This is a genomic window from Streptomyces sp. NPDC087859 (assembly GCF_044742595.1).
GTDB lineage: Bacteria > Actinomycetota > Actinomycetes > Streptomycetales > Streptomycetaceae > Streptomyces > Streptomyces canus_F.
In genome coordinates, this window is sequence record NZ_JBIUUU010000020.1 from 216,169 (window position 1) to 224,197 (window position 8,029).

An 8,029-nucleotide genomic window follows, 5' to 3' on the forward strand; every position below is an offset into this window, starting at 1 on the left:
AGCGACCGCTTAGTATGCGTTGGACCCCGTCAGACGATGCAGTCGCGTGGAGGCACCGCATGCAGGCATGGCAAGTGCACGAGAACGGCGAGCCGAGCGAGGTGATGCGCCTCGAGGAGGTGGCGACACCGACGCCCGGCGACGGCCAGGTCCTGCTGAAGGTGCGTGCCGCGAACATCAACTTCCCCGATGTGCTGATGTGCCGCGGCCACTACCAGGTGCAGCCGCCGCTGCCCTTCACGCCGGGCGTGGAGATCTGCGGCGAGACCGAGGATGGGCGCCGCGTGCTCGCCAACCCCGCGCTGCCCCACGGCGGTTTCGCCGAGTACGCCGTCGCCGATGCCGCCGGGCTGCTGCCCGCGCCGGAGTCGCTGGACGACGCGGAGGCTGCCGCGCTGCACATCGGGTACCAGACGGGCTGGTTCGGTCTGCACCGGCGGGCCCGTCTGGAGGCCGGTGAGACGCTGCTCGTCCACGCCGCCGCCGGTGGGGTCGGCAGCGCCGCCGTGCAGCTCGGGAAGGCGGCCGGCGCCACCGTGATCGGTGTCGTCGGCGGTGCCGACAAGGCCGCGGTGGCGCGGGAGATGGGCTGCGACGTCGTGATCGACCGGCGAGCGGAGAACGTCATCGCCGCCGTGAAGGAGGCCACCGGCGGCCGTGGCGCCGACGTCGTCTACGACCCGGTCGGCGGCGAGGCCTACACGCAGTCCACCAAGGTCGTCGCCTTCGAGGGCCGGATCGTCGTCGTCGGCTTCGCCAGCGGGACCATCCCCAGCCCGGGCCTCAACCACGCGCTGGTGAAGAACTACGCGATCCTCGGCCTGCACTGGGGCCTGTACAACACCAAGAACCCCAAGCTGGTCCAGCACTGCCACGAGCAGCTCACCGAACTCGCCGCCCGGGGCGCCATCAAGCCGCTGGTCAGCGAGCGGGTGCCGCTGAGCGAGGCCGCGGCCGCGGTCCAGCGAGTCGGCGCCGGGGTCACGACGGGCCGGGTCGCCGTCGTCCCGTCCCTGGAGAACGGAGCCGCCGCATGACCGACGCAGCCGAACTCAAGCGCCGCACAGCGGAGTTGCTGGCCGCACACCCGCCCGCGAACACGGACCGCCTCGACTTCCTCAGGGCCCGTTTCGACGCGGGGCTCGCCTGGGTCCACTACCCCGAGGGACTCGGCGGCCTCGGTGCCGCGCGCTCCCTCCAGGCCGTCGTGGACGCCGAGCTGGAGGCCGCGGGCGCCCCCGACAACGACCCGCGGCGCAACGGGATCGGTCTCGGCATGGCCGCGCCGACGATCCTCAAGTACGGCACGGACGAGCAGAAGCAGCGGTTCCTGCGCCCCCTGTGGACCGGCGAGGAGGTCTGGTGCCAGCTCTTCAGCGAGCCCGGCGCCGGCTCCGACCTGGCCGGACTCGGTACCCGGGCCGTCCATGAGGGCGACGAGTGGGTGGTGAACGGCCAGAAGGTGTGGACGTCCAGTGCCCACAACGCCCGCTGGGCGATCCTCATCGCCCGCACCGACCCGGACGTGCCCAAGCACGCGGGCATCACGTACTTCCTGTGCGACATGACCGACCCCGGCGTCGACGTGCGGCCGCTGCGCCAGATCACCGGCGAGGCCGAGTTCAACGAGGTCTTCCTGACCGACGTCCGCATCCCCGACTCCCGCCGCCTCGGCGAGATCGGCGACGGCTGGCGGGTCGCGCAGACCACGCTCAACAACGAGCGCGTCGCCATCGGCGGCATGCGGCTGCCCCGCGAGGGCGGCATGATCGGCCCGGTCTCCAGGACCTGGCGCGAGCGCCCCGAACTGCGCACCCACGATCTGCACCAGCGCCTGCTGAAGCTGTGGGTCGAGGCCGAGGTCGCCCGCCTCACCGGCGAACGCCTGCGCCAGCAGCTCGCCCTGGGCCAGCCCGGCCCCGAGGGCGCCGGCATGAAGCTCGCCTTCGCCCGCCTCAACCAGGAGATCAGCGGCCTGGAGGTCGAACTCCGCGGCGAGGAAGGCCTGCTGTACGACGACTGGACCATGCGCCGGCCCGAGCTGGTGGACTTCACCGGCCGGGACGCCGGCTACCGCTATCTCCGCTCCAAGGGCAACAGCATCGAGGGCGGGACCAGCGAGGTCCTGCTGAACATCGTCGCCGAGCGCGTCCTGGGCCTGCCCTCGGAACCGCGCACCGACAAGGACGTCGCCTGGAAGGACCTGGCCCGATGACCGACCTGCTGTACTCGGAGGAGGAAGACGCGCTGCGGTCCGCCGTACGGGACCTGCTCGACGACCACTGCGACGCCCCCGGTGTCATCGCCCGCACCGAGTCCGACGCCCCGCACGACCTCGCCGCCTGGAAGGCCCTCGCGGACGGCATGGGCCTCGCCGGACTGCTGGTGCCGGAGGCGCAGGGCGGCCAGGGTGCCACGCACCGCGAAGTCGCTGTCGTGCTGGAGGAGTTGGGTCGCGCGGTCGCCCCGGTGCCGTACCTCACCAGCGCCGTCGTCGCGACCGAGGCGCTGCTGGCCTGCGGCACCGAGGACCTGCTCGCCGAGCTGGCGTCGGGGCGCAGGATCGGCGCCCTCGCCGTCTCGCTGCACGTCGCCGCGGGCGGTGCCTACAAGGTCGTACGCCATGAAGGCGGCTCCCTGCACGGGGAGTTGACCGGCATCGCGGACGCCACGGCCGCCGATGTGCTGCTCGTCCCGGCGGACGACGGCGGGCTGTACGCGGTGGACGCCTCCAGCGCGACCGTCACCCCGCAGGTGTCCCTGGACCTGACCCGGCCGCTGGCGACCGTGACCCTGGACGGCGCGCCCGGTCGTCTCCTGGGTGACGCCGAACCCGCCGTGCGACGGGCGCTGCGGTCCGGGGCCGGGCTGCTCGCCTCCGAGCAACTCGGGCTCGCCGACTGGACGTTGACCGAGACCGTGCGCTACCTGAAGGAGCGCAAGCAGTTCAACCGGTCCGTCGGCGGGTTCCAGGCGCTCAAGCACCGGCTCGCCCAGCTGTGGCTGGAAGTCGTCAACCTGCGGGCCGCGGCCCGCAACGCGGCCGACGCGCTGGCGAGCGGTGAGGACGCCGATGTGGCGGTCGCCGTCGCCCAGTCCTACGCGGCCTCCGTCGCCGTGCACGCCGCCGAGGAGGCCCTCCAGCTGCACGCCGGCATCGGTATGACGTGGGAGCACCCGGTCCACCTGTATCTCAAGCGGGCGAAGGCCGACTCCATCGCCTACGGCACCGCGGGCGCCCACCGTGCCGCACTGGCCGAACTCGTGGACCTCCAGGCCCCCTGACGTTCACCTGGGAAAGCCCGTCCCACCTGGGGCGGGCTTTTTCGTGCGCCCCGCGCGGAGGCGATGAACAGACGGCGGCAGTCCGGCCAACTCCTGTCACGAGCATGCCCTTTGAGGGACCGGCGACCCCATACTCGCCGGTGTCCCGTACCGCCCTCAAAGGGAGGCAGGCATGGCCCTCACCACCCGACGCAGAGCCCTCACCACCCTCGGCGCCGCCCTCGCGGGCGCCGTCGCCCTGCCCGCCACCGACGCGCTCGCGGGTGAACACAGGCACCGCCCGCGGCCGTTGTGGCGGGCCCACGCCCACAACGACTACGAGCACCCCCGACCCCTCCTCGACGCCCTCGACCACCGCTTCGGCAGCGTCGAGGCCGACATCTTCCTCGTCGGCGACCAGCTCCTCATCGGCCATACCGCGGACGACCTCGACCCGGCCCGCACCCTGGAGTCCCTCTACCTCGACCCGCTGGCCGCCCGCGTGAGGGCCAACCACGGCTCGGTGTACCGGGGTCACCGCAAGCCCCTCCAACTCCTCATCGACATCAAGACCGAGGGCTCCTCGACCTACCTCGAACTCGACCGTCATCTGCGCCGCCACAAGCACCTGTTCACCACGTACGCCCGCGGCCGTGTCCTTCCCGGCCCGGTCACCGCCGTCATCTCCGGCGACCGCGCCGCCCGCGCGCCCATGGAGGCGCAGACCGTACGGCGGGCCTTCTACGACGGCCGCCTCGCCGACCTCGGCGGCCCGGCGCCCGCCTCCCTCATCTCGCTGATCAGCGACAACTGGACGCTCAACTTCACCTGGCAGGGCGTGGGAGCCTTCCCCGACGTCGAGCGGCAGAAGCTGCGCGGCATCGTCCGGGCCGCCCATGCGCGCGGGCAGAAGGTGCGCTTCTGGGCCACGCCGGACCTGGTGGGTCCCGCGCGTGACGCGCTGTGGGGCGAGCTGCTCGCCGCCGGCGTCGACTACCTCAACACCGACGACCTCGCCGGCCTCGAAGCCTTCCTGGACGCCCACCGGTCGGCGTAGACACCACACGTTCGGCGGACAGGTCAGCCGCCCGGACGAACCCTCCGCTACGCCACACTTGCGCCCGAACGCCGTGAACCGGGCGTACTGGCGTGGCGGAGGAGGCCGACGATGGCGATTTCCATCTCTGTGGTGATGTTGCTGCTGGTCCTGGCGGTGATCTTCCTGCGCAGCGGAGGGCTGAAGGTCTCGCACGCACTGGTGTGCGCACTGCTCGGCTTCTACATGGCCAGTACGAGCATCGCCCCGACCATCCACAGCGGCCTCACGGCGACGGCGGACATCGTCAGCAGCCTCCGGCCCTGAGGTTCATCCGGTCGAGAAGACCCCGATGCCGTTCGGTACCGGGCGTTCGGAGCCGCCGGTGGGATGGTTGCGCACCGACACGGCACTCGCCCCGGGCTCGCGGGCGACCAGCGTCGACGATCCGCCGCCGTCCAGGCTGAAGGCGTCGACCGAGCCCAGCCCCTTCATGGTGTCCGCCACTTCGGCGATGGTCAGTCCGGTGCGGTACGCGACCGCGCCGTCCACCGCGAGCAGCAGCACCCGGCGGCCTCCGTCCGCGATCCCGACGGCGGTGCGCACGGCGGCGGTCGTGCCGTCCAGACCGGGCAGCGGCTGTCCGTCGTCGAGGACCGGGTAACCGCCGATGGCGAAGCGGTACGGGATCCGGGCCGCGGAGGCGACCAGGCCGTGCCGGACCTGTACGTGCTCGCCGACGGAGAGCTTCCGTAACTGCCGCGCGCCCTCCTCCCGGCCGACGAGCACGGTGGTGTCCGCGGCGACGGGGCCGGCGCCCGGGGTGTCGGCGGCCGCCACGACCCGGTCCCGGCGGACCGTCACCTCGTAGGTGTCCGTGCTGCACGGGGCGGCCCGGTCGGTGTCCGTGCCGCAGGTGGCACGCACCCGGGAAGCGCTGCCCCAGGCGCTGGTGAAGGCGCCGACGGAGTTCACCGGCAGCGCGTACTGGTTGAGCCCGCCCAGCGGCAGCCGCGTCCCGGGAGTGCGGACGGATCCGGTCAGGGTCAGGCTGTCGAGCCGGGCCAGTCGGTCGACCCCCATGCCGAGCACGTTCTTCGTGGAGGTGCCCGGTGGCATCGCGGGGCCGAAACGCTGGCCGTCGGGCACCGCCGCCTTGAGCGTGCGGCCGTGCGCGATCGCCGGGCCCACGCTCGCGCCGGTCGCCTCGACGCCCGGGTGCTGGGTCTCGGTGATGTTGAAGAAGTCACCGTTGACACCCGCGACCGCGCCCTGGGTGTCCGCCAGTTGCGAGACGGGCGCCCGCGCGGCGACCGCTCCCGGATGCAGCAGGTCGAGCCGGACATGCGGATCGCGCAGGTCGACGGTGAGGACATGAACACGCGTGGGGCCCTTGGCCGCCTGGAGGTCGTACTGCCGGTACGTGACGCCCGACGCGATCCGGACGTCGGCCTGCGCGGCGCCGGCCGGTGCCGCCCCCGTCAGGACCGCACCGGCCAGCGCACCGCATGCCGTGAGAAACGTCAGTACCGCTCTGCCTGCTCGGAACCTGTTCTGACGAAGCGTCACAGTCCCCCCTGAGGTCTCGTCAACTGTCCCAGGACTCAGAGGAAGTGCACCAGACGGCAGTCTGTCTAGGCGTCGAGAAGACGGGAACGGATCAGGAAACGCACTCCTTCGGGTGCTTCGAGCGAGAAGCCGCTGCCCCGGCCCTCGACGACATCGACGATCAGCCGGGTGTGGCTCCACACCTCGAACTGGCTGCGCGACATCCAGAACGTCACGGCCTCCCCGACGCCCTCGACCTCCAGCTCCGCGAGCAGTACGTCCGAGCCGCCGGTGCGGAACTCACCCGCCGGGTAGCACATGGGGGCGCTGCCGTCGCAGCAGCCGCCGGACTGATGGAACATCAGCGGACCGTGCACCTCGTGCAGCCGACGCAGCAGATCGGCGGCCGCGGGGGTGAGCTCGACGCGGGGGGTCTCCTCATACATGCGCCCCAGCGCAGCACGCGCCACGTTGCGAGAAGGTTGCACCCCGGAGCAGGGTGGGGCCATGTACTCGACCCGTGTCTCCTGCCGTGTGAACGCCCCGCGCGCGGCCGTCTACCGGATGCTCGTGGACGCCGACGCGCTCGCCAGGTGGCGGGTGCCCGAGGGGATGAGCAGCGAGGTGCACGCCTTCGACGCCCGGGAGGGTGGCGCGTTCCGTATCTCGCTCACCTACGACCTGCCGACCGGCACCGGCAAGTCCGGCTCGCACACCGACACCTATCACGGCCGGTTCCTGAAGCTGGTGCCGGACGAGCGGGTGGTCGAGGAGTTCGAGTTCGAGACCGGGGACCCCGCCCTGCGCGGCATGATGACGATGACGACCACGCTCACCGACGTGGCGGGCGGGACCGAGGTCGTCGTCCTGCACGAAGGGATTCCGGACGCCGTGCCGGCGGACCAGAACGAGGAGGGCACGCGGATGGCGCTGGCCCATCTCGCGCGGCTGGTCGAGGGCTGAGCGTCAGACCTCGCCGACGTTGGCGGTGAGCAGGCGGAGCAACTGCTTGGCCGTGGCGTCCTGTTCGGGGGTCAGTCCCATGGCGTCCCCGATGGCCACCGGAACGGTCTGTGCCCGCTCGCGCAGTGCGGCTCCCGCGTCGGTGAGGGTGAGGGAGACCGAGCGCTCGTCCTCCGGGCGGCGTTCACGGCGCAGCAGGCCGTTCGCCTCCAGGCGCTTCAGCAGCGGGGAGAGGGTGCTGGACTCCAGCTGGAGCGCGGTGCCCAGATCGCGTACCGAGATCGAGTCCTGCTCCCACAGCACGAGCATGACCAGGTACTGCGGGTAGGTCAGCTGGAGCGCGTCCAGCAGGGGCCGGTAGCGGGCGGTGACCGCGCGGGAGGCGGCGTAGAGGGCGAAGCACAGCTGGTCGTCGAGGAGCAGGGAACCGTCCTGCTGCGGTTCGGCGGTGCTCATGGCCTGGCTCCTTTGATTGGGTCCTCTCGATCCTATCGAGCCATAAACAGTCGCGAAATAGATAGTCGTGCTCGATTAAGTTGTGCACGACTAAATCGAGCGCTACAGTCATGGATGTGCCGCCGCTCCTGACGAACAGCGTCGACGGAGCGCGCCCGCGGCCACCGCTTGCGAGGAGATCGCCATGTCCGACCAGACCGGCACCCGCCCCGTCCTCGAGCCCGCCGCCCAGGCCTTCGTCGAGGCCACCGCGAACCCGCCGTACCTCTTCGACCTGGGCCCGGTCGAGGGCCGTAAGGCGGTCGACGAGGTCCAGTCCGGGGAGATCACCAAGCCCGCGATCGACGAGGAATGGATCACCGTGCCCGGCGGGCCCACCGGCAGCGTCCGCACCCGCATCGTCCGCCCCGCGGGCGCGGACGGCACCCTCCCCGTCATCCTCTACATCCACGGCGCCGGCTGGGTCTTCGGCAACGCCCACACCCACGACCGCCTGGTCCGCGAACTCGCCACCGGCGCCCACGCCGCGGTCGTCTTCCCCGAGTACGACCTCTCACCCGAAGCCCGCTACCCGGTCGCGATCGAACAGAACTACACCGTCGCCCAGTGGATCGTGCAGCACGGCCCGTCCAAGAACCTGGACGCCACCCGCATCGCCGTCGCCGGGGACTCCGTGGGCGGCAACATGACCGCCGCACTCACCCTGATGGCCAAACAGCGCGGAGACGTCCCACTGGTCCAGCAGGTGCTGTTCTACCCGGT

At 71.6% G+C, this 8,029-nt stretch carries 10 protein-coding genes; 7 read left to right on the forward strand and 3 right to left on the reverse strand.

Going from position 1 to position 8,029, the window contains the following annotated elements; genetic code table 11:
- Positions 1 to 59 precede the first annotated feature (59 nt).
- The 5 genes from ACIOHP_RS39640 to ACIOHP_RS39660 all read left to right on the forward strand — a co-directional run bounded on the left by ACIOHP_RS39640 (position 60) and on the right by ACIOHP_RS39660 (position 4,627).
- The gene (locus tag ACIOHP_RS39640; protein WP_401895069.1) at positions 60 to 1,037 is read left to right on the forward strand and encodes an NADPH:quinone oxidoreductase family protein; all 978 of its coding nucleotides are present in this window, start codon (positions 60 to 62) and stop codon (positions 1,035 to 1,037) included.
- Positions 1,034 to 2,215: an acyl-CoA dehydrogenase family protein gene (locus ACIOHP_RS39645; RefSeq protein WP_361547796.1), complete on the forward strand. Its 1,182-nt coding sequence runs from the start codon at positions 1,034 to 1,036 to the stop codon at positions 2,213 to 2,215. The genes ACIOHP_RS39640 and ACIOHP_RS39645 overlap by 4 nt, the downstream gene beginning before the upstream one ends.
- Positions 2,212 to 3,285: an acyl-CoA dehydrogenase family protein gene (locus ACIOHP_RS39650; protein ID WP_401895072.1), complete on the forward strand. Its 1,074-nt coding sequence runs from the start codon at positions 2,212 to 2,214 to the stop codon at positions 3,283 to 3,285. The genes ACIOHP_RS39645 and ACIOHP_RS39650 overlap by 4 nt, the downstream gene beginning before the upstream one ends.
- Before the next feature lie 172 nt (positions 3,286 to 3,457).
- Positions 3,458 to 4,321, forward strand: coding sequence for a phosphatidylinositol-specific phospholipase C/glycerophosphodiester phosphodiesterase family protein (locus ACIOHP_RS39655; protein ID WP_401895074.1), 864 nt, complete (start codon positions 3,458 to 3,460; stop codon positions 4,319 to 4,321).
- A 111-nt stretch (positions 4,322 to 4,432) separates the two neighbouring features.
- On the forward strand, positions 4,433 to 4,627 hold the full coding sequence (locus ACIOHP_RS39660) for a hypothetical protein (RefSeq protein WP_361493076.1): 195 nt from the start codon (positions 4,433 to 4,435) through the stop codon (positions 4,625 to 4,627).
- Positions 4,628 to 4,630: 3 nt separating this feature from the next.
- Here ACIOHP_RS39660 and ACIOHP_RS39665 read toward each other — a convergent pair whose 3' ends face one another.
- Positions 4,631 to 5,869: a phosphodiester glycosidase family protein gene (locus tag ACIOHP_RS39665; protein WP_401895077.1), complete on the reverse strand. Its 1,239-nt coding sequence runs from the start codon at positions 5,867 to 5,869 to the stop codon at positions 4,631 to 4,633.
- A gap of 65 nt (positions 5,870 to 5,934) precedes the next feature.
- Positions 5,935 to 6,294, reverse strand: a complete 360-nt coding sequence (locus ACIOHP_RS39670) for a DUF779 domain-containing protein (protein ID WP_401895079.1) — start codon at positions 6,292 to 6,294, stop codon at positions 5,935 to 5,937.
- Between the two features lie 61 nt (positions 6,295 to 6,355).
- Here ACIOHP_RS39670 and ACIOHP_RS39675 point away from each other — a divergent pair, with 61 nt between their 5' ends.
- On the forward strand, positions 6,356 to 6,811 hold the full coding sequence (locus tag ACIOHP_RS39675) for an SRPBCC domain-containing protein (RefSeq protein ID WP_401895080.1): 456 nt from the start codon (positions 6,356 to 6,358) through the stop codon (positions 6,809 to 6,811).
- A 3-nt stretch (positions 6,812 to 6,814) separates the two neighbouring features.
- Here the strand turns inward: ACIOHP_RS39675 and ACIOHP_RS39680 are convergent, their stop codons facing one another.
- The gene (locus tag ACIOHP_RS39680; RefSeq protein WP_401895082.1) at positions 6,815 to 7,267 is read right to left on the reverse strand and encodes a MarR family winged helix-turn-helix transcriptional regulator; all 453 of its coding nucleotides are present in this window, start codon (positions 7,265 to 7,267) and stop codon (positions 6,815 to 6,817) included.
- Positions 7,268 to 7,451: 184 nt separating this feature from the next.
- Between ACIOHP_RS39680 and ACIOHP_RS39685 the strand changes: the two genes are divergently transcribed.
- Positions 7,452 to 8,029, forward strand: a 578-nt coding sequence (locus tag ACIOHP_RS39685; protein WP_401895085.1) for an alpha/beta hydrolase, incomplete at its 3' end; no start/stop codon positions are given.